The sequence below is a fragment of the Ruegeria sp. ABD4_443 genome (assembly GCF_056160865.1).
Map to the genome: position 1 here is coordinate 22,465 of NZ_JBSWYA010000015.1, position 20,066 is coordinate 42,530.

Sequence of the window (20,066 nt, forward strand, 5' to 3'; positions counted from 1 at the left end):
CGAAAAAGGCCCCGCCGGTGGGGCGAGGCCTTGGATTGGTCGGTGCAGCGGATCAGTTCAGGGCGTAGGTGACCTGAATGCCCACGCTCCAGGCGCTGTTGCCCGAGAATTGCGCGCCCTGATTTGTGGTCGCATCGCCAATATCGGTATAGCGGATGCCGCCCGAGATTTTCGCCTGCTCATAGCTGTAGGTGCCGCCCAGGCCGATGCTCCAGAAGCCGTCGGTCGGACCCAGGTCCGATACGGTCGACCCGGTCGAGGTTTCATACCCCAGGGTCACGGCGCCCGAAAACTCCTCGGAGAACTGATAGCCCAGACCCAGCGTATAGGTGAAGGTATCGTCGTCATAATCCAGCAGGTTGTCGCCGGTGATGCCGACATAAACCGGCGGGGCGTAAACCGCCTGCGGCCAGTCCACCCAGCGGATCGAACCGAACAGCAGCGTTTTCGGTGCAACGCCCGTCTGGAAATCAAGGTTCACCGATTGCGGGGTCACAACCTCGGACTGCGTGTTCTGCGAGGTCAGACCGGCCGGGATCGGCGGAACCACGTTCGCGGATTCGGTTTGCGACAGGTCGTGTTTGATCTTCGAGTTATAGGTCAGTGCCACCCGTGCGGCGATTTCCGGCTTTTCCCAGGCCACGCCCAGAACATAGCCAAAGTCGATTTCCGGGTCGATATCCGTTTGGTATCCGGCGGCTGCCGGGACGGTCACGTTACCGGTCAGGCGTTGGGCGCGCAGGCCGCCGATGACGCTGAAACCGCCATCAAACTTATAGCGCAGCAACGCGGTTACCGCGTCCGTGTCCGCCGATGCCTTAAGAACGCCGCTGCGTCCGCCAAAGGCTGCGGTCGGGTTCTGGGACAAAGGATAGTTCGACCCGTATTCGACATCCGCGCCAAATGGCTGGTCATAGACAAGCGCGAAATCCAACTTTTCGGTCAGAGATGTCTTATAGCCCAGATGCGGGGTAAAGAAGCTGTTCGCGACATTCCCCGATTCAACACCGCCCAGGGTGCCGCTTACGCTGGGGCTGGTATAGCCCAGCCGGAACTGCACCGCTGATCCTTCTTCAAAAATCAGGTTGATGCCTTGTCCGCTGCGGTCCAAACCGCCCGCGTAACCTGCTGTCGCCCCGGCGAATAGTGCGCAAGCCGATAGTAGCGCCTTTCTCATTATTTCCTCCCCATTCACTGTCCAAAAAACCTCCGATGCGCGAACAGATGTTGCCCGGCTGGCGGTTTTGCAAAGGTCCCTGATAATCGCTTGGGCATTAAAAAACCGTCAACTGGTGACCATACGTTAGCTGCGGTTTCGTTACCGAACGTAATTTTTAGCGCACGGTCCGGCGAGATGTTGCAGCGTTGCTACGGTTTTCCGACCAGACGTTCAGGAAAATCCCGGCAAAAATGATTGCCGCCCCGGTCAATGTCCAGTGGTCCAGCGGTTCGTGGTACAGCAGCATCCCGACAATGGCGATGGTCGGCAGGCGCGCAAAATCAAAGGGTACGACGACCGTCGCCGGAGCGATGGCGAGCGCATTTGTGATGCAGAAATGTGCCAGCAGCCCGGCGCACCCCACAAGCACCAGGAAAGGCGCAGTTTGCCAAGTCGGAGCGGCGATCTGGCCGTCCAGACCAGCGGCGGCAAACCCCAGGACGGCTTGCATCACGGTCAGCCAGAAGACGATGCAGGCAATGCTGGCAGTTTGGGTAAGCTTCTTGGTGGAAATCGTTGTAAGGGCGAAGAAAATCGCAGACAGCGCTGCGCAGGCAAGCCCGGGGTTAAGCGTGGCCGCGCCCGGTCTGGTCACGACCAGAATGCCCACAAACCCGATCAGGGCGGACATGGCCCGCAGCAAGGTCAGGCGTTCCCGCAGCAGCAGCGGGGACATCAGGATGACCCAGATCGGCTGGGTGAATTCCAGCGCAAAGACCTGCGCCAGAGGGATGGCGCCCACCGCATAGAACCACAGGTTCTGGCCGGTGAAATGCAGCGTGTTCCGAACCGCGTGCAAACCCAGCCGGTCGGTAGAGACCTTTGCCCAGGTTCCGGTTGCGGTCAAAACGGCCATGACGATCAGAACGCCGACGAAACTGCGATACATCATGATCTCGAACGTATCGTGATGCAGGCTCAGTTCGCGGCCCGCGACGGCCATTGACGAAAACGAGGCAATCGCGCCGGTCATCCACAGCGCGGCCTTGCCGATTTGGGTTTTGCTTTCAACCAAGGCGGGCTCCGGTTCTTTGCTGGTGCCGTGACTGACCAATAGCGTCAATTGCGCGCCCGATGGCAATTAAAAAGCCGGGCAATGCCCGGCCTTTTGCTTATTCCCATTCGATCGTGCCCGGAGGTTTCGACGTGATGTCATAGGTGCAGCGGTTGATCCCTTTGACTTCGTTGATGATCCGCGTTGCGGTTTCACCTAGGAATTCATGCGTGAAGGGATAGTAATCCGCTGTCATGCCATCGACCGAGGTCACGGCCCGCAGCGCGCAGGCATAGTCATAGGTGCGCCCGTCGCCCATGACGCCAACGGTGCGGACGGGAAGAATGGCAACAAAAGCCTGCCAGATTTCGTCGTAAAGGCCGTGCTTGCGTATCTGGTCGATATAGATCGCATCGGCTTCGCGCAGGATCTCCAGCTTGTCGCGGGTGATCTCGCCGGGGCAACGAATGGCAAGGCCCGGTCCGGGGAAGGGGTGCCGACCGATAAAGCTTTGTGGCAGGCCAAGTTCGCGGCCCAGTGCGCGGACCTCGTCCTTGAACAATTCGCGCAACGGCTCGACCAGTTTCAGACCCATTTTTTCCGGCAGACCGCCCACATTGTGGTGCGACTTGATTGTCACCGAAGGCCCGCCCGAGAAAGAAACGGATTCGATTACGTCCGGGTACAGGGTGCCCTGTGCCAGGAACTCGGCCCCTTCGATCGTGTCGGCATGTTTCTGGAACACGTCGATGAACAGCTTGCCGATGATCTTGCGCTTGGTTTCCGGGTCGGACTGGCCGTCCAGTTCACCCAGGAACAGATCGCTTTCATCCGCGTGGATCAGTTGAATGTTGTAGTTGTCGCGGAACATGCCCACCACTTCGGCGGCTTCGTTCTTGCGCAGCAGCCCATGGTCGACAAAGACACAGGTCAGCTGGTCGCCGATCGCTTCGTGAATCAGGATCGCCGCGACCGAACTGTCGACACCACCCGAAAGGCCGCAGATGACCTTTTTGTCACCGACCTGTTCGCGGATCTTGTCGATCATCTGTTCGCGATAGGCACCCATGGTCCAGTCACCGCTGAAACCGGCCAGTTTCACGAAGTTTTCGTACAGCTTGGCGCCCTTGGGTGTGTGATGCACCTCGGGGTGGAACTGAACGGCGTAGAAATGGCGCGACGGGTCGGCGGTTATCGCATAGGGCGCGTTCGGAGAGGTCCCGAACACTTCGAACCCCGGTGCGATCTGGCTGACATGGTCGCCATGGCTCATCCAGACCTGTTCATCGCCATCCGCGAACCAGCCGTCCAGAATGTCCAGCTGTCCCGATTGCGTCACAAAGGCGCGTCCGAACTCGGCGGTTCCATGGCCGCTTTCGACCTTGCCGCCCAACTGGTGCATCATCACCTGCTGGCCATAGCAGATGCCAAGGATCGGCACGCCCAGGTCAAAGATGTCCTGCGGCACCCGTGGCGATCCTTCGCGCGTAACGCTGTCGGGCCCGCCCGAAAAGATGACGGCGCGCGGGGCCATGTTACGTACGAATTCGATCGTAACGTTCTGATAGGGGTGGATTTCACAATAGACGTTCAGCTCGCGCAGGCGTCGGGCGATCAACTGCGTAACCTGGCTGCCGAAGTCGATGATCAGAAGGCGGTCATGAGATGTCTGGGTCATACCCCGGCTCTTAGGTCGCAAGTCCTGCATGTGCAAGCGCTATGACGCCCACGGGGCGCATTGAACAACGCGGCGGGCTGCGCTGGGGGTGGCCAGGGGGGCAAAATGGCGGGTGACGGCGGTCTCATGTCGCTTTTCCCCCGATAGCGCCGTAATCTACATCTGGTCGGCCTGCGCCTTCATGTAAAACGCTGCCAACCTTAACCAAACTTACGGGATTATCTCATGACCGAGGCAAACACCCGACGCAGAGCGCGAGGCGGCGGTGGCGCCGCCCGCCGGGCCGAGCGCACCGCCGTCCGTATCGAGACCGCCAAGTATATTGAACGCAACATTCCGAATTTCGAGATCCTCAACGACGAGGCGCTTGAGATTATCGAAGCGAACGCGGAAACAGTCCTGGAGGAGATCGGCGTCAATTTCGTCGACAACCCCGCGGCGCTGCAGCGGTGGCGCGATGCCGGGGCCAGCGTCGATGGTGAACGGGTCCGCATCCCGCGCGGTCTGGCCCGAGAGCTGATCAAAACGGCGCCAAGCCAGTTCACGCAACACGCCCGCAACCCTGAAAAATCGGTTGTGATCGGGGGTCGCAACCTGGTGCTTGCGCCGGTCTATGGGCCGCCCTTCGTACGTGACGCACAAGGCGGGCGCCGCTATGCGACGATGGATGACTTCAACAAATTCGTGAAGCTGGCCTATATGTCCAAATGGCTGCACCATTCGGGCGGAACGGTCTGTGAACCGACGGATGTTCCGGTCAATAAACGGCACCTGGACATGCTGATGGCGCATATGACGCTTTCGGACAAACCCTTTATGGGGTCGGTGACCGATCCTGCCCGGGCGCAGGATTCGGTCGAAATGTGCGAAGTGCTGTTCGGCAAGGACTTCGTGCAGGAAAACACGGTCATGACCTCGCTTATCAATATCAACTCGCCCATGACCTTTGACGATGTAATGATGGGCGCGCTTGAGGTCTATGCCAAGAACAACCAGGCCTGCATTATCTCTCCGTTCATTGTGGGCGGTGCGATGGCCCCTGTTTCGGTGGCCGGGACCCTGACGCAAGTGCTGGCCGAGGTTCTGGCCGGCGTCGCCTACAGTCAGATCATCCGCCCCGGCGCGCCGGTGATCTTCGGCGCCTTTGTCACCTCGATCGACATGAATTCAGGCGCGCCGACATTCGGTACCCCCGAAGCCGCCCATATCACCTATGGGGCAGGGCAGCTTGCCCGCAGGCTGGGCCTGCCGTACCGCTCGGCCGGGTCGTTCTGCGGTTCCAAGCTGCCGGATGCACAGGCCGCCTATGAAACTTCGAATTCGTTGAACATGGGGTTGATGGCGGGCGTGAATTTCATGCTGCATTCCTGCGGCTGGCTTGAAGGCGGTCTGGTGGCCGATTTCGAAAAGTTCGTGATGGATGCCGATCAATTGGGCGTTCTGCACGGGCTGGCCAAGGGCGTCGCCTATGACGAAAATGCCCAAGCCATGGACGCCATTCGCGAAGTCGGGCCGGGCGGTCACTATCTTGGCTGCGCGCATACGCAGGCCAATTTCAAGGAAGCGTTCTGGAAAACCGACCTGCTGGACTACAAGCCTTTCGAAACCTGGGACGAGGAAGGCGCCCGCGACACAAGGGCACTGGCATCGGCGCGGGTTGACTTTTTGCTGGCAAATTACCAGCAGCCGCAGCTTGACCCCGACATCGCGGCCGCGTTGGCGGCCTATGTGGCGGAAAAGAAAGCGTCAATGCCTGACGCCTTTACCTGATCATTGGTATTGCGAGGTGCGGCTGGCCTGAAACAGCTGCGCCTCGCCGATCAGCGCAATCAGCAGGTCCAGGTGCCGGACCAGCGAATAGGCGGCATCGTTGTCCTGCCGGCGGGTGTCCTGTTCCTTTTCCATCTCGATCAACCGGATCAGGGCAGCGCCCGAACCCGGCATTGCACCATATCCGAGGATGCGTTGCAGGTGACGGTCCCGATCGTAATCCCGCGCCCCGATCTTGGCGGCCCGTGTCAACAGGCGAGGGCGGCGCAGAGTCGTGATCATTGTCATAAGGTCCTGCATCGGGCGATCCTTTCGGTCTGATTTCGGTCGCCCTGTTTGTTGCACAACCTATGCGGGTGTTGCCTTTGGGGCGTTCCCGCCGAACGATGGCTTCACGGCTGTTTATAATTTTGAATCAATTCTGGTTCGTGCCGCCAGCGGTTAACGAACGAGTAACAAAAGCCACTCTAGTTAGATTTGGTTAACCAAAATTCTTTGGCGACAAATGAATGAAGTTCTGTCGATGAGGGCGAATAACTATGGAAAAACACATGGATTTCACCGTTCCGGCATGGGTTCCCGAAGGGGCGCAGAGATATCTGGCGCATACCGAAGCGGGGCGGTCCATCCGTGACATCGCTCGGTCCGCCGGGTGTCACGCGTCAACCATTCTCAGGCAGATACGCCGGATTGAGATGCGGCGCGACGACCCGCTTGTGGACGCGGCATTGCAGTCGCTGGCCCAAAGCCATTTTCCGTCCGACGAGGACCCGATTGCGGCACCCGCGCCGGGCGTATACGCGGTTGGCGATGAGGATGCCTTTTCTTCCGAGCAAGAGACATTTGACACCGAGGCGCTGCGTATCCTGCGGCGTCTGTGCGAAACCGGCGCGGTTCTGGCCGTGGCCGAAGAAATGGACAAGGCTGTGGTCGTGCGCGACAACGCGGAAACAGGGGCCACCCGGACCGCTGTGGTGGAATGCGCCACCGCGCAGGCGCTGGCTCTTAAGGATTGGATCAGCTGTGACAAACCTGGCCGCATTTCACGCTATCGGATTTCTGCCGCAGGGCGCGCCGCGCTGAGCCATCTGGTCGCCGAGGCCGAGAACCGCGCCCGAAGCCGCAGCGAGTTTGGAATGGCCGAGGCGCAATCGCCCTTTGTTGCTGCCGGTGCGCAGGCCGGGGGGGATCAGGGCTGCACCGCGCCCAGGCGTGTCCGGTACAGTGTTTCCGAAAGTCCCCTGATCGCCTTGTCGCGTCGCAGGGATCGCGACGGCAAGCTGTTTCTGGACGAAACGCTGGTCAGCGCCGGAGAGCGGCTGCGCGAAGATTTCGAGCTTGCTCAGATCGGTCCGCAGGTTGCGCAGAACTGGGAACGTTTCCTGACCGGCGGGGGGCAGAACGGGTTCATGTTCGGGGCAGAGACCGGGCGCGGGTCATCGGCCGCAAGGGACCGCGTGGCGCGGGCGCTGGCCGACCTGGGGCCGGGGCTGAGCGATGTTGCATTGCGGTGCTGTTGCTATCTTGAAGGGTTGGAGCAGGCGGAGAAACGCATGGGCTGGTCGGCAAGATCCGGCAAGATCGTTTTGCGTATCGCGTTGCAACGGTTGAAACGACACTACGAAGACCAATCGGATCAGGACCGAATGATCGGCTAGGTTGGCCGGGTTTATCCATTTGCTTGTCTTGCGATTCATGGCGCGCGTGATAGGAAATGGTTATGAACTTCACGCTAAGGCAATTGCAGTATTTCCGGGCCGTCGCCGCGCAGCGCAACTTTGGTCGTGCGGCGCAGGTATGCCATGTTTCGCAACCCGCTTTGTCAATTCAGATCAAAGCGTTGGAGGAAACAGTTGGTGGCGCGCTGTTTGAACGGCGCGCGCGCGATATTCTGCTGACGCCGTTGGGCCGGGATGTTCTGGAACATGCCCGGCAGGTGCTGGGCGCGGCGGATCAGCTTGACAGGTTTGCCCGCGATCATTCAGCCGGGCAAAGGTCGCTTTCGGTTGGGTTCATTCCGACCGTTGCGCCCTATTTGCTGCCGGGTGTTCTGGCCGGGTTGCGGTCTGGCGACCTGTCGCTGCGGGTTCAGATACGCGAAGCCCGGACCGAGCGGTTGCTGTCGATGCTGCGCGGTGGGGAAATTGACGCAGCCGTCCTGGCCTTCCCCGCCGGTGGAAGCGACATGAAAGAGGTGCCGCTGTTTGAAGACCGGTTCCTTTTGGCCGGCAGTGCAGCGCGGCTTGACCGCCTGACCACAGACCCCGACGCGCTGAGGCCGATTGATCTGAAGGCCGCCCAGCTTATGCTGCTGGAAGACGGGCATTGCCTGACCGATCAGGCGCTTGACGTCTGCGGGCAGGACCGGACAAGCGCCCAGATCAACATGGGGGCCTCGTCACTGGCAACATTGTCGCGGCTTGTGGCCGAGGGGTTTGGCCTGACCCTGATGCCCGAACTGGCGGCCCGTTCCGAATCTGACGCGGTTCCGGGGTTGCACCTGCTGCGTTTCGGCGCCCCGCAACCGTTTCGGACCATCGGCCTGGTCTGTCGGGCCTCGACCGGCGACGAAGACCGGCTGGACCGGCTGGCGGGCGTCATTCGCGAAGTGGGGCAGGGCATCGTCGCGGCAACGCGGACCTAAAGAAAAGGGCCCGCCAAATGGCAGGCCCCCGTTCTTTTCTGGCATCAACCCTCAGGCCAGGGCCGGTTCCTTGGCCTCGTTCAGATGGGCCATCAGGTTTTCCGGCGACGATTCGCCGTAAGGATCCTCGGGGCAGTTATCCATCAGGCCGGGCTCTTCGAACCAGGCTTCGACGACGCCGTCATTGATGATGGCCGCATAGCGCCACGAACGCATGCCGAACCCAAGGTTGTCCTTGTCGACCAGCATGCCCATCTTGCGGGTGAACTCGCCCGAACCGTCGGGGATGACCTTGACGTTCTTCAGGCCCTGATCCTGGGCCCATTTGTTCATGACAAAGCTGTCATTGACCGACATGCAATAGATTTCGTCGACACCCTTGGCTTTGAACGCGTCAAAGTTGCCCTCGAATCCGGGCAGTTGGTAGGTCGAGCATGTGGGTGTGAACGCACCGGGAAGCGAGAACAGGACAACCCGCTTGCCAGCAAAATAGTCGGCTGTGGTCTTGTCTTCCCAGCGGAACGGGTTGGGGCCTTCGATCGATGCGTCGCGCACACGGGTGTGGAATGTAACCGCGGGCAGTTTTGCGCCAGTTTTCATGTTCGAACTCCTGTGACTCGGGTGATTTCCCATGTGGAGTAAAAGGAATCCGACCGGTCTTCAATGCCAGATACGCTGCGTCTGCGAAATGGCGCGTTGCTTTTGATTTGGCTTTTGAAAACTGGACGTAAACCGCCCGATCACTGCTGTTTTTCTGCGCTTGCATGGCGGCAATGCATAGCGGTTATGCACGGCTGGCCTAATTCTTGCGCGCAAGCTATGTTATGGGAACACCGAATTGACCCAAAGTCAGGATAGACGACCGTGCGTGATCTGAAGATTCCCGAGCAACGCCATCCCGAAAAGGCTCATCGCCCCGACAACTCTCAGCCCAAGAAACCCAGCTGGATTCGCGTCAAGGCGCCGGGCGGGAAGGGATACGCAGACACACGCCGGATCATGCGCGACAACAATCTGGTGACCGTTTGCGAAGAGGCCGGGTGCCCCAATGTCGGCGAATGCTGGAGCCAGGGCCACGCCACCATGATGATCATGGGCGAGATCTGCACGCGCGGCTGTACCTTTTGCAATATTGCGACGGGACGCCCCGATGATCTTGATGTGTTCGAGCCGGGGCGGGTTGCGCATGCGGTCGAAAAACTGGGCCTGAACCACGTCGTGATCACGTCGGTTGACCGCGATGACCTGACTGATGGCGGGGCCGATCACTTTGCCCAGACCATTCGGGCCGTGCGCCATCGGTCGCCGAAAACCACGATCGAGATTCTCACCCCAGACTTTCTGAAATGCGATGCATCGGTTCTTGAAACCGTGGTCGAGGCAAAGCCTGACGTGTTCAACCATAACCTGGAAACCGTCCCCGGCCTGTACCCCGAAGTCCGCCCTGGTGCCCGCTATTTCCATTCGCTGCGCCTGTTGCAGCGGGTCAAAGAGCTTGATCCCGCGATCTTTACCAAATCCGGCATCATGGTCGGGCTGGGCGAAGAGGAACAGCAGGTGCGGCAGGTGATGGATGACATGCGCGCGGCGGATATCGATTTCCTGACGATCGGCCAGTATCTGCAACCCACGCCGAAACACCATGCCGTCGATCGTTTCGTAACACCCGAGGAATTCGCGGCCTATGAAAAAGCGGCCTTTGGCAAGGGGTTCTTGATGGTTTCGGCCACACCGCTGACGCGGTCGTCCTATCATGCGGGTGACGATTTCGCGCGCCTGCGCGCGGCACGCCAAAAGAAACTGGGCGCAATGTGACACCTCAGGTTCAGGCCTGGTTGACCGGGCTGCGGCGCGAATTGCATCAGGTCCCCGATATCTCGGGGGATGAAGGCGGAACCGCAGAACGGATCTCGCAGATTCTTGAGACCTGCGCCCCTGACAGCCTGTTGACCGGCATTGGCGGGCACGGCGTTGCGGCGGTTTTTGATGGGGACAGTCCGGGCCCCACGGTTGGTATCCGCTGCGAGCTGGATGGTCTGCCGATCCAAGAGCTGTCGCACGCCGCGCATGCCTCGCGCCGTTTGGGCAAGGGGCATCTGTGCGGCCATGATGGTCACATGGCCATGGTCCTTGGCGTTGCGCAGGCCCTTGGGGTAACGCGGCCACGGCGGGGCCGCGTGGTGCTGATCTTTCAACCGACCGAGGAAACCGGGCAGGGTGCGCGGGCGTTCAGGGATGATCCGGCCTTTGACGCGCTTGTGCCTGACTTTCTATTTGCGTTGCACAATTTGCCGGGGCTTGCGCTTGGCGCGGTGCAATTGTGCAAAGGGCCCGCCAACTGTGCGTCGCGCGGAATGCGGATCGTGTTGACGGGCAAGACCGCCCACGCAGCCGCCCCGCATCAAGGGCGCTCGCCCGCGGCAGCCCTCGCTGCGCTGATGCCCGCGCTGGCCGCGCTGGGGGCGGACGGGCCGTTGGATGACGCCTATGCCCTGACGACTGTGACACATGCCAAGCTGGGCGCCGAAACTTTTGGCGTGTCGCCGGGGCATGCGGAACTGTGGGTCACGTTGCGCACGGTTTCCGACGCCCGGATGGCCCGGCTGATCGCCGAGGCGCAGAGCCTTGTCGAGCAATGCGCGAACAAAGAAAAACTTTCCTTTTCAATATCCTTCGAGGATATCTTTTCATCTTGCGCCAATGATCCTCAGGCCGTTCAGATGCTGTCTTCAGCCTGTCACGCGCAAGGTGTGACCTGCCAACTGTCGGATCAGCCGCAGAAATTCTCGGAAGATTTCGGTCAGTTTTCAACCCATTCCAAAACGGCGATGTTCTGGCTTGGCGCGGGGCGGGAGCATGCGAAACTGCATAACCCGGATTATGATTTTCCCGATGAACTTATCCCGGTCGGGACCGGCATTTTCCTGTCGGCAATCAACGCGGTTCTGGTCTGCCCGTCCTGAACCGGGCGCTTGGCGCTGGCGTAGGCGGGTGCTGCACGTCAGTCTTCGATAAACCTGACCTTGCCGATAAAGGGCAGGTTTCGGTTGCGCTGCGCATAGTCGATGCCATAGCCCACGACAAATTCGTCGGGGATATCGAACCCGATCCAGTCGGACCTGAAATCAACCTCGCGACGGCTGGGTTTGTCAAGCAATGCGATGGATTTCAGGCGATTGGGTTTGCGGCTTTGCAGCAGGTGCGTGACATGGTTCAGCGTATGGCCCGTGTCGACGATATCTTCGACGACCAGCACGTCGCGGCCTTCAATTGCGCCGCGCAAGTCTTTGAGAATGCGGACTTCCCGACTGCTCTCCATGGCGTCACCGTAAGATGAGGCCTCAAGAAAATCGACCTCGATAGGCAGGTCCAGTTCGCGGACAAGATCGGCGATAAAGACAAAGCTGCCCCGCAACAGACCGACGACAACCAGTTTATCGGTGTTATCGAATTCGGTGCGGATATCGCGGCAAAGCTCTTCGATCCGGGCGGCAATCGCTTTGGCCGAGATCATCTCATCTATCACATATGCGCGCTGGCTCATCGCTACCCCCTTGATCTTTGGCGCGCAACATACGACATGACGCGCCATTGTCACCTAATTATGCCAGAATGCGATGCCAGTTCACTCGGAAACCCGCCACCTGCCATATACGGCCCAGCAAATGTATGACCTGGTTGCCGATGTCGCGCGGTACCCCGAGTTTCTGCCATGGTGCTCGGCCGCACGCATTCGCAGGACATTCGAGACCGGTGAGGCGCAGGTTCTTGAGGCGGATCTGGTCATCTCGTTCAAGGTGTTCCGGGAACGGTTCGGCAGCCGCGTGACCCTGTTTGCACAGCAGCGCAAGATCGACACCGAATATCTGGATGGCCCGTTCAAGTACATGCGTTCGGACTGGCATTTCCAAGACGCCCCGGACGGTGGGTGCAACGTGTCCTTCCACGTTGATTTCGAATTCAAGAATGCCGTTCTGCAGGGGATTATCGGAGTGGTGTTCAACGAGGCCATGCACCGTGTCGTCCGCGCCTTTGAACAACGCGCCGCCGCCCTGTACGGCTGAGGCTTTACCCGCGCGGGACGAACGTTAGACTGCGCGGTATGAACGATCTTTCAACAGAGCTTGCCACCTTTGCAGGTGGCCCCGTTTCGACAACGGCGCAGGCCCGGATTGTCACGTCTTTGTCTGCACTGGACTGGTTTGCCGTGGGGATGGCGGGGGCCAACGAGCCGGTGTCGCGAATTGTCCGGGACATGGTGCTGTCCGAAGGTGGCGCCGCGCAGGCGTCATTATTTGGCGGCGGCGCCGCACCCTTGCGGGCAGCAGCACTGGTCAACGGCACGATTTCGCATGCTTTGGATTATGACGACACGCATTTCGCGCATATCGGGCATCCGTCGGTTGCCGTATTCCCTGCGGCGCTGGCGGTTGCTGCCTGGTCCGACAGCCCGGTGGTCGATCTGTTAGAGGCCGCATTGGTTGGCATGGAAACCTCGGTCAGGGTCGGGCTGTGGCTGGGGCGCGAACATTACCAGGCGGGGTTTCACCAAACGGCGACCGCCGGTGCCTTTGGGGCCGCTGTGGCAGCGGGTCGGTTATTCGGGTTTGATGCCGCCGCCTTTCGCCGGGTTCTGGGCCTGACCGCCACGCGTGCGGCCGGTCTGAAGGCGCAGTTTGGAACAATGGGAAAGCCGTACAATGCCGGGCTTGCGGCGTCGTCCGGGGTCGAGGCGGCGCTTCTTGTGCGGGCGGGATTTCAACCCAATGAACAGGCGCTGCAAGGCGCCTACGGCTTTGCCGCAACCCATAGCGGCGCGGATGATGTCACCGCCGCTCTGGCCGGGTTGGGGCATGAATGGCTGTTCGAAAGCGTCAGTCACAAATTCCACGCCTGCTGCCACGGGCTGCACGCCGCGCTTGAGGCGGCCCGCGACCTGGATATCGCCGAACCCGAAGTGGCCGAGATCAAGGTGCATACCCACCCGCGCTGGATGAGCGTGTGCAATCAGCTTGCACCGACCACAGGGCTGGGCGCAAAATTCTCGTATCGAACGGTGATTGCCATGACGGCCACAGGGTATGACACGGCCCTGCCGGGCAGCTATTCCGACAAGGTTTGCACCGATCCGCGCCTGGTATCGCTGCGGGACCGTATCACTGTGGTCGCGGATGATGAGATGTCAGAAACCCAGGCCCGCGTTGCACTTCTGCGCCGCGACGGCGCTCGGCGCGAGGCAATTCACGATCTGCTTGCGCCAATGGCGTTGTCTGATCGTGAAGACCGGGTGCGGGACAAGGCGGCCAAGCTGATCGGATCGGAAAGCGCAGACGCGATCTGGACCATGCTGCGCACAGGCGGGCGCGCAGCGGATATTGCCCGTCGGATGGCGGGTTAGCTGACCCGCCAATGCAGCGGAAAGCCGGGATCGAACACTGTGACCGGGCCGTCCTGGGTGTCGATCTTGGCGGGGTATGCGACCGCCTCACCCTTGGTCAGGGTGATCGTGTCCGGATTGACCGGCAAGCGATAGAATGCCGGGCCGTGCAAAGAGGTGAACCCTTCAAGCTTGTCCAGCGCCTCCTGACGCTCGAACATTTCGGCCAGCAGCGACATGGTATTGGTCGCGGTAAAGCACCCGGCACAGCCACAGGCCATTTCCTTGTTCGCATCCGTGTGCGGCGCGCTGTCAGTGCCCAGGAAAAAGCGCTCGTCGCCGGATGTCGCCGCGTTCAGCAGGGCTAGCCGGTGTTCCTCGCGCTTGGCAACCGGAAGGCAATAGTAATGCGGTTTGATACCGCCAACCAGGATATGGTTGCGATTGATGATCAGGTGATGTGTCGTGATCGTCGCGCCCAGATCCGCGTCATTGGCCCTGACATAGTCCACACCGTTGGACGTGGTGATATGTTCCATCACCACGCGCAGTCCGGGCGTTGCCCTGCGGATCGGGTCCAGAACCCGGTCGATAAACACCGCCTCGCGGTCGAAGATGTCGATTTGCGCATCGGTGACCTCGCCATGGACACATAGCGGCACGCCCACCTCGGCCATCTTTTCCAGCACCGGGCGCACCTTGTCGAAATCGCGCACACCCGATGCCGAGTTGGTCGTCGCACCGGCAGGATACAGCTTGACCGCCTTGACCAGCCCGCTGGCATGGGCCGCGGCCACATCCTGCGGATCGGTATCCTCGGTCAGGTACAGGGTCATCAGCGGCTCAAAGGTCATGCCATCGGGCAGGGCGCGCAGAATGCGGTCCCGGTACGCGGCTGCCTGGGCGCCGGTCACGACCGGGGGCACCAGGTTGGGCATGATGATCGCACGGGCGAAATGGCGGGCAGTTTCGGGCAGAACGGCTTGCAGCATGGCGCCATCGCGCAGATGCAGGTGCCAGTCGTCGGGGCGGCGGAGTGTAAGGCTCTGGGTCATGCGCCCCCGCTAGCACAGGCCGAACCCGCCGAAAAGCCCAAGCAGGCGCATCCGGGTCGATTGGGTCTCGCGTGGGGCATCCGGCAGGTCTGTCAACCTGCCGGATCGTCGTAACCGGCAAGGCCGTCGCGGTCTTGACGCGCGCGCGCTGCCGTGACCTGTTGGGCCAAAGCGGAGAAACCACCATGACGCAGACAAACACGATCGATGCCGTCCAGGACATGCTTGCCAGCCAGGGATATGTCTGCGGCCGGGCCCTGGCCACGGTGGTGTTCCTGTCGCTGAAACTCGGGCGACCGCTGTTTCTGGAAGGTGAGGCAGGCGTCGGCAAGACCGAAATCGCAAAGGCGCTGGCCACGGGGCTGGGCCGGCGCCTGATCCGGCTGCAATGTTACGAAGGCCTCGACGCGTCCACCGCCGTCTACGAATGGAACTTCCCGGCCCAGATGGTCGCGATCCGAACCGCCGAAGCCGCCGGCGGCGCGGATCGGTCCACGCTGCGAACCGAATTGTTTTCCGACGAATTCCTTGTCGAACGTCCGCTGCTGCAGGCGATGCGCCCCGACACGCTTGGCGCGCCGGTGCTGCTGATTGACGAGCTGGACCGGACCGACGAACCGTTCGAGGCATTCCTGCTCGAGGCGCTGAGCGACTTTCAGGTAACGATCCCGGAACTGGGAACGGTCCAGGCGCCCGAACCGCCCATCGTCATTGTCACGTCAAACCGCACGCGCGAAGTCCATGATGCCCTCAAGCGCCGGTGCCTCTACCATTGGGTCGACTATCCCGATTTCGACCGCGAAATCGAAATCCTGCACGCCCGCGCCCCCGAGGCCGCCGAAACACTCAGCCGCGAAGTTGTGGCCTTTGTCCAGCGCCTGCGAACCGAGGACCTGTTCAAGAAACCCGGTGTTGCCGAAACCATCGACTGGGCCAAATGCCTGCTGGCGCTTGACGTGATCAACCTCAGCCCCGAAGTCATCGGCGACACGTTGGGCGCGATCCTGAAATACCAGGACGATATTCAAAAGCTGCAGGGTTCCGAGGCCAAGCGCATCCTGGACGAAGCCAAGGCCACGCTCGAACCGGCCTGATGCTTCATCTTTTGCCAAATACTCCGGGGGTATGGGGGCAGAGCCCCCATGGTCGCTGATGGCCGAAAGCCTGCCGCTCGATATCCCCGACAGCCCCAGGCTTGCGCAGAATATCACCCATTTTGCGCGGGCCCTGCGCAAGGCAGGCCTGCCGATCGGGACCGGGCGGGTCGTCGACGCCATTCGCGCGGTTCAGGCGGCCGGGTTCACCAACAAACAGGATTTCTACTGGACTCTGCACGCCTGTTTCGTGAACCGCCCCGAACATCGGGTCGTGTTCGCCCAGGTCTTTCGCCTCTACTGGCGTGACCCGCGATACATGGAACATATGATGGCCATGATGCTGCCCGCCATTCGCGGCGTGCAAGAGGAACACAAGGCCGATGCGGGCGAAAAACGCGCGGCCGAGGCTCTGCTGGACGGGGTTGAACGGGACGTGCCGGAAACGCCGGACGATCAGGGCGAGACCGAAATCGAAATCGACGCAACCCAGACCGCATCCTCCGAAGAACGCCTGCGCAGCCTGGATTTCGAACAGATGAGCACCGACGAGATTGCACAGGCCAAACGTATTCTGGCGCAGATGACGCTGCCGGTCCGGCCGATCTTGTCCCGCCGCGGACAGGCCAGCCATCTCGGCCACCGTATCGACTATGGCCGTACCCTGCGATCTGCCATGCGCCACGGCGGTGAGCTGCGCGGCATCGCTCGGATGCAGCCCAAACCGCGCTGGCCGAACCTGGTGGTCCTGTGCGACATTTCCGGTTCCATGAGCCAGTACAGCAGGATCATCCTGCATTTCCTGCATACTGTTTCAAATGCCAGGGGTGCGGGATGGGCGCGGGTTCACGCGTTCACCTTCGGAACGCGGCTGACCAATATCACACGCCACCTGCATCAACGCGATGTCGATGCGGCCCTGGCCGCCGCCGGGGCCGAGGCGCAGGACTGGGAAGGCGGCACCCGCATCGGCGAATGCCTGCATCAGTTCAACCGCGACTGGTCCCGGCGGGTCATGGGGCAGGGGGCGGTTGTTCTGCTGATCACCGATGGGCTCGAACGGGGCGACCCCGACCAGCTGTCCCACGAGATGCAGCGGCTGCACCTGTCCGCGCGCCGGTTTATCTGGCTGAACCCGTTGCTCAGATGGGACGGATTTGCCCCCAGGGCGCAAGGCATCCTGTCGATGCTGCCCCATGTCGACAGTTTCCGGGCAGGCCATTCCATTGCGTCGCTTCAGGACCTGGCCTCGGTCATATCAAGCCCCGACGATCAGGGCGAAAAAGCGCGGCTCATGACCGCGCTTTCCGATGTTTGATATACAGTTATTCGACCTGCTTGGCGTTGCATTCGCGGGCCATTTCCATGGCCTTGTAGGTGCCGGTCAGATCAACGGTAAAGGCGAATTCCTTTTCGGGAAACACGACCATGACCTTTTCCTTGGCCAGGCCCTCGGCAAAGGCGGGATTGTCGGACAGGACATAACCGCCCGAATACCCTTTGGTGATGTTGCCTTTCATGCCTGTCGCTTCGCCCAGATAGATCTGGTCGCCCAAAAGGATAGCCACGGCTTCCTTCTCGCCGCGCTTGATGTCGGTTTCGGCCTTGGTGAACACACCGACATAACCGACACCCCGGTCCGCGGTCAGACCCATCTGGACCACGTTTTCGGCGTCATCAATGGCTTCGATCAGGCAGGATTTCTTTTCGTTGTCGATAAAGACCTTCCATCCTTCGACCTCGCCATAGCGCTCGTAAGTGTCGGCAAATGCAGCGGTCGAACCCAGCAGGCCCAATGCCGCTCCCAGTGTCAGAATACGTTTCAACTGTTTGTCTCCGTTCACAAATTGTCTGGCAAAATGTGCAGGCAGCGCCTGCATGGGCGCAAGCTAAATGCCGAACTCGCCGCAATCAATGCTGAACTGCACTTTGCCGCACCCTGTTCGTCCACAGGCGAAAAACAGCCAAGCCACAGCGCGTGCCGACTGCCGTTGAGGCGCCGCGCCACCGGGCGGTCGGCGGCAACCCGGTTCAGGTGGCGGCACCGGTCACCCATGCGGCCCCCGGTCCGCTTTTCATTGACGCAAACCTGCCTATGTTAGGCAGAACAGGGGCGGAGGGTTCCATGGATAGATTCGACAACAGCCCGGAAACGGCGTTGGACTGGTACCGGTCCGGTGGCGGTGCCGCTCTTGCGACCGTGGTCGAAACCTGGGGCAGCGCGCCGCGCAGGATCGGCGCACAGCTTGTGATCGGCGCAGACGGACGGATCGAGGGTTCGGTCTCGGGCGGCTGCGTCGAAGGCGCGGTGATCGTCGAAGCGCTGGAAGCGATTGGCGAGGGCGAGGCGCGGCTGCTGGAGTTCGGCGTCAGCGACGAAGATGCCTTTGCCGTCGGTCTGGCCTGCGGTGGAACGATCCGCGTTCTTGTCGAACCGGTTGGTTCGGTCCTGCCCGAAAAGATGCTGTCCGACCTGGTTGCGGCCCGCGCGGCCCGTGAACCATTGGCCTATGAGGTCAATGTTGAAACCGGTCACCGGGCGCTGCGGCGCAACGCGTATCCCGAACGGTTGCGGATGGACAGGTCGGGGTTCGAAGAGGATGGCCAGACCTTCGTTGCCGTTCACAATCCTCCGTTGCGGTTGATTGTTGTCGGTGCGGTTCACATCGCACAGGCGCTTGTGCCAATGGCGCGGATCGCCGGGTATGACCCCGCGATCATCGACCCGCGCGATGCCTTTGCCTCGGCCGCGCGGTTTCCCGGCGAAACGGTCCTGACCGACTGGCCGGACGAAGCCGTTGCCAGGCTTGGGCTGGATGCCCGCACCGCCGTGGTACTGCTGACCCATGACCCCAAGCTGGACGATCCCGCGCTGCAATCGGCGCTGCAGGCGGGGGTGTTCTACATCGGCGCCCTGGGGTCGACCCGGACCCATGCCAAGCGCGTCGAACGGATGAAGGCTGCGGGCTTTACCCAATCGCAAATCGACCGGATACACGGCCCTGTGGGCCTGGATATCGGGGCTGCGGACCCGTCGGAAATCGCCGTTGCCATCTTGGCGCAGATGACGGCCGTCCTGCGGGGCAAGGCGTGAAATTCGGCCCTGTTCCGGTGACCGGGGCCGAGGGGGCCGTCCTGGCCCATTCGGTACAGGTTGGCGACACCAGGCTGCGCAAAGGTGTCATCCTGACGCCGGATCACCTATCGCAGCTTGCGGCGGCGGGCCACGGGTCGGTCATTGTCGCACGGCTTGAACCGGGCGATTGCCACGAGGACGAGGCGGCCCGCAAACTGGCCGCGGCGCTTGTCCCCGATCCTGACGCGGCTGCGCTGAAGATCACGCAGCCCTTTACCGGGCGGGTGAACCTGTTGGCCGACGGCCCCGGCGTGGCCGTTCTGGATTTCGCATCCTTGCAGGCCTTCAACCATGTGAACCCGATGATCACGATCGCGACCGTGCCTCAGTATCAGCAGATGGGTGCGGGCGGCATGGTGGCGACGGTCAAGGTGATCTCTTACGCGGTTCCGGGTGAGGATGTCGCACGCGCGTCGCAACTGGCTCGCAATGCGATACGGCTGGCCCGGCCCGTTCACCGGACCGCTGGGCTGATCGTGACCGACATACCGGGCGGCCCGCCCAACGAAAAAGGCATCGCTTCGATCCGGGGCCGGGTCGAGGCCCTGGGGATGGGTCTTTGCGATGTACAAACCGTCGCGCACCGGACCCAGGCGCTTGCATCGGCCATCCGGCACATCGGCGGGGATGTGGTGATGATCCTGACCGGATCGGCCACCTCTGACGCCTATGACGTGGCCCCCGAAGCGCTGCGCGCGGCGGGCGGGCAAGTTGACCGGTTCGGGATGCCGGTGGATCCGGGTAATTTGCTGTTTCTCGGCACGCTTGGTGACAGGCCGGTCATCGGCTTGCCGGGCTGTGCCCGTGCCCCGGCGTTGAACGGCGCAGACTGGGTTTTGTCCCGCGTCGCCTGCGGGATCAGGACAACCGGCGCCGATATCGCCGGGATGGGCGTCGGCGGGCTGCTCAAGGAAATCCCGACCCGGCCACAGCCCCGTGCGGGCCGCAAAACATAACCGGACCGAATGACAGGCTCATTGGCCGCGAGGGCACCCTGAACGCGGGGGCACCTTCCGGCCCCAAGTGGCCTGCGGGCATTTTATGTTCTCAATAAGAGACTTCCATGTTTAACTCGGGCCTGGCGAGACACGCCAAAAGC

At 61.3% G+C, this 20,066-nt stretch carries 19 protein-coding genes; 11 read left to right on the forward strand and 8 right to left on the reverse strand.

Annotated features, from left to right (window positions below; all coding sequences use genetic code 11):
• Positions 1-52: 52 nt before the first annotated feature.
• The 3 genes from ACXAG8_RS18205 to guaA all read right to left on the reverse strand — a co-directional run bounded on the left by ACXAG8_RS18205 (position 53) and on the right by guaA (position 3,891).
• Entirely contained in the window at positions 53-1,177 is a 1,125-nt protein-coding gene (locus ACXAG8_RS18205) for an OmpP1/FadL family transporter (protein ID WP_475230540.1), read from the reverse strand.
• Between the two features lie 157 nt (positions 1,178-1,334).
• Positions 1,335-2,234, reverse strand: coding sequence for a DMT family transporter (locus tag ACXAG8_RS18210; protein ID WP_475230545.1), 900 nt, complete (start codon positions 2,232-2,234; stop codon positions 1,335-1,337).
• Between the two features lie 97 nt (positions 2,235-2,331).
• A complete protein-coding gene (gene guaA, locus ACXAG8_RS18215) occupies positions 2,332-3,891 on the reverse strand; it encodes a glutamine-hydrolyzing GMP synthase (protein WP_475230548.1) in 1,560 nt (519 codons plus the stop codon).
• 225 nt (positions 3,892-4,116) lie between these two features.
• On the opposite strand from guaA, the gene ACXAG8_RS18220 reads away from it, so the two are divergent.
• Positions 4,117-5,661 carry a trimethylamine methyltransferase family protein gene (locus ACXAG8_RS18220; RefSeq protein ID WP_475230552.1) on the forward strand — a complete coding sequence of 515 codons (1,545 nt, stop codon included), beginning with the start codon at positions 4,117-4,119 and terminating at the stop codon, positions 5,659-5,661.
• Here the strand turns inward: ACXAG8_RS18220 and ACXAG8_RS18225 are convergent, their stop codons facing one another.
• A complete protein-coding gene (locus ACXAG8_RS18225) occupies positions 5,662-5,961 on the reverse strand; it encodes a DUF6477 family protein (RefSeq protein ID WP_475230555.1) in 300 nt (99 codons plus the stop codon).
• Positions 5,962-6,200: 239 nt separating this feature from the next.
• Here ACXAG8_RS18225 and ACXAG8_RS18230 point away from each other — a divergent pair, with 239 nt between their 5' ends.
• Both ACXAG8_RS18230 and ACXAG8_RS18235 read left to right on the forward strand, forming a co-directional pair.
• Positions 6,201-7,319 (forward strand): DUF6456 domain-containing protein, encoded by a 1,119-nt coding sequence (locus ACXAG8_RS18230; protein WP_475230558.1) that lies wholly within the window; start codon positions 6,201-6,203, stop codon positions 7,317-7,319.
• A gap of 62 nt (positions 7,320-7,381) precedes the next feature.
• Positions 7,382-8,305: a LysR substrate-binding domain-containing protein gene (locus ACXAG8_RS18235; RefSeq protein WP_475230561.1), complete on the forward strand. Its 924-nt coding sequence runs from the start codon at positions 7,382-7,384 to the stop codon at positions 8,303-8,305.
• Between the two features lie 51 nt (positions 8,306-8,356).
• On the opposite strand, the gene ACXAG8_RS18240 is transcribed toward ACXAG8_RS18235, so the two are convergent.
• On the reverse strand, positions 8,357-8,905 hold the full coding sequence (locus ACXAG8_RS18240; RefSeq protein ID WP_475230565.1) for a redoxin family protein: 549 nt from the start codon (positions 8,903-8,905) through the stop codon (positions 8,357-8,359).
• A gap of 264 nt (positions 8,906-9,169) precedes the next feature.
• On the opposite strand from ACXAG8_RS18240, the gene lipA reads away from it, so the two are divergent.
• A complete protein-coding gene (gene lipA, locus ACXAG8_RS18245; RefSeq protein WP_475230569.1) occupies positions 9,170-10,120 on the forward strand; it encodes a lipoyl synthase in 951 nt (316 codons plus the stop codon).
• Positions 10,117-11,268 (forward strand): amidohydrolase, encoded by a 1,152-nt coding sequence (locus ACXAG8_RS18250; protein ID WP_475230572.1) that lies wholly within the window; start codon positions 10,117-10,119, stop codon positions 11,266-11,268. Before lipA ends, ACXAG8_RS18250 begins: the two co-directional genes overlap by 4 nt.
• A 38-nt stretch (positions 11,269-11,306) precedes the next feature.
• On the opposite strand, the gene hpt is transcribed toward ACXAG8_RS18250, so the two are convergent.
• Complete coding sequence (gene hpt / locus ACXAG8_RS18255; protein WP_475230575.1) at positions 11,307-11,849, reverse strand: hypoxanthine phosphoribosyltransferase; 543 nt, start codon at positions 11,847-11,849, stop codon at positions 11,307-11,309.
• 73 nt (positions 11,850-11,922) lie between these two features.
• Between hpt and ACXAG8_RS18260 the strand changes: the two genes are divergently transcribed.
• Positions 11,923-12,369 carry a type II toxin-antitoxin system RatA family toxin gene (locus ACXAG8_RS18260; RefSeq protein WP_475230578.1) on the forward strand — a complete coding sequence of 149 codons (447 nt, stop codon included), beginning with the start codon at positions 11,923-11,925 and terminating at the stop codon, positions 12,367-12,369.
• Between the two features lie 38 nt (positions 12,370-12,407).
• Positions 12,408-13,703, forward strand: coding sequence for an MmgE/PrpD family protein (locus ACXAG8_RS18265; RefSeq protein ID WP_475230581.1), 1,296 nt, complete (start codon positions 12,408-12,410; stop codon positions 13,701-13,703).
• Here the strand turns inward: ACXAG8_RS18265 and pyrC are convergent.
• Complete coding sequence (gene pyrC / locus ACXAG8_RS18270; protein WP_475230584.1) at positions 13,700-14,737, reverse strand: dihydroorotase; 1,038 nt, start codon at positions 14,735-14,737, stop codon at positions 13,700-13,702. The genes ACXAG8_RS18265 and pyrC overlap by 4 nt on opposite strands.
• Before the next feature lie 185 nt (positions 14,738-14,922).
• Between pyrC and ACXAG8_RS18275 the strand changes: the two genes are divergently transcribed.
• On the forward strand, positions 14,923-15,831 hold the full coding sequence (locus ACXAG8_RS18275) for an AAA family ATPase (protein ID WP_475230587.1): 909 nt from the start codon (positions 14,923-14,925) through the stop codon (positions 15,829-15,831).
• A 58-nt stretch (positions 15,832-15,889) separates the two neighbouring features.
• A complete protein-coding gene (locus tag ACXAG8_RS18280; protein ID WP_475230599.1) occupies positions 15,890-17,149 on the forward strand; it encodes a vWA domain-containing protein in 1,260 nt (419 codons plus the stop codon).
• 7 nt (positions 17,150-17,156) lie between these two features.
• Here the strand turns inward: ACXAG8_RS18280 and ACXAG8_RS18285 are convergent, their stop codons facing one another.
• Positions 17,157-17,657 carry a hypothetical protein gene (locus ACXAG8_RS18285; RefSeq protein ID WP_475230590.1) on the reverse strand — a complete coding sequence of 167 codons (501 nt, stop codon included), beginning with the start codon at positions 17,655-17,657 and terminating at the stop codon, positions 17,157-17,159.
• A gap of 299 nt (positions 17,658-17,956) precedes the next feature.
• Between ACXAG8_RS18285 and ACXAG8_RS18290 the strand changes: the two genes are divergently transcribed.
• Both ACXAG8_RS18290 and ACXAG8_RS18295 read left to right on the forward strand, forming a co-directional pair.
• Positions 17,957-18,925, forward strand: a complete 969-nt coding sequence (locus ACXAG8_RS18290; RefSeq protein ID WP_475230593.1) for an XdhC family protein — start codon at positions 17,957-17,959, stop codon at positions 18,923-18,925.
• Positions 18,922-19,923: a molybdopterin-binding protein gene (locus tag ACXAG8_RS18295; protein ID WP_475230596.1), complete on the forward strand. Its 1,002-nt coding sequence runs from the start codon at positions 18,922-18,924 to the stop codon at positions 19,921-19,923. The genes ACXAG8_RS18290 and ACXAG8_RS18295 overlap by 4 nt, the downstream gene beginning before the upstream one ends.
• The last annotated feature ends 143 nt before the right edge of the window (positions 19,924-20,066 follow it).

Bases quoted from the DNA above. Each gene is read 5' to 3' on its own strand.
- ACXAG8_RS18220 (WP_475230552.1), top strand. From the start codon at position 4,117: ATGACCGAGGCAAACACCCGACGCAGAGCGCGAGGCGGCGGTGGCGCC.
- guaA (WP_475230548.1), bottom strand. From the start codon at position 3,891: ATGACCCAGACATCTCATGACCGCCTTCTGATCATCGACTTCGGCAGC.
- ACXAG8_RS18260 (WP_475230578.1), top strand. From the start codon at position 11,923: ATGCCAGTTCACTCGGAAACCCGCCACCTGCCATATACGGCCCAGCAA.
- ACXAG8_RS18290 (WP_475230593.1), top strand. From the start codon at position 17,957: ATGGATAGATTCGACAACAGCCCGGAAACGGCGTTGGACTGGTACCGG.
- ACXAG8_RS18275 (WP_475230587.1), top strand. From the start codon at position 14,923: ATGACGCAGACAAACACGATCGATGCCGTCCAGGACATGCTTGCCAGC.
- pyrC (WP_475230584.1), bottom strand. From the start codon at position 14,737: ATGACCCAGAGCCTTACACTCCGCCGCCCCGACGACTGGCACCTGCAT.
- ACXAG8_RS18240 (WP_475230565.1), bottom strand. From the start codon at position 8,905: ATGAAAACTGGCGCAAAACTGCCCGCGGTTACATTCCACACCCGTGTG.
- ACXAG8_RS18230 (WP_475230558.1), top strand. From the start codon at position 6,201: ATGGAAAAACACATGGATTTCACCGTTCCGGCATGGGTTCCCGAAGGG.
- ACXAG8_RS18280 (WP_475230599.1), top strand. From the start codon at position 15,890: ATGGCCGAAAGCCTGCCGCTCGATATCCCCGACAGCCCCAGGCTTGCG.
- ACXAG8_RS18225 (WP_475230555.1), bottom strand. From the start codon at position 5,961: ATGCAGGACCTTATGACAATGATCACGACTCTGCGCCGCCCTCGCCTG.
- hpt (WP_475230575.1), bottom strand. From the start codon at position 11,849: ATGAGCCAGCGCGCATATGTGATAGATGAGATGATCTCGGCCAAAGCG.
- ACXAG8_RS18205 (WP_475230540.1), bottom strand. From the start codon at position 1,177: ATGAGAAAGGCGCTACTATCGGCTTGCGCACTATTCGCCGGGGCGACA.
- ACXAG8_RS18265 (WP_475230581.1), top strand. From the start codon at position 12,408: ATGAACGATCTTTCAACAGAGCTTGCCACCTTTGCAGGTGGCCCCGTT.
- ACXAG8_RS18235 (WP_475230561.1), top strand. From the start codon at position 7,382: ATGAACTTCACGCTAAGGCAATTGCAGTATTTCCGGGCCGTCGCCGCG.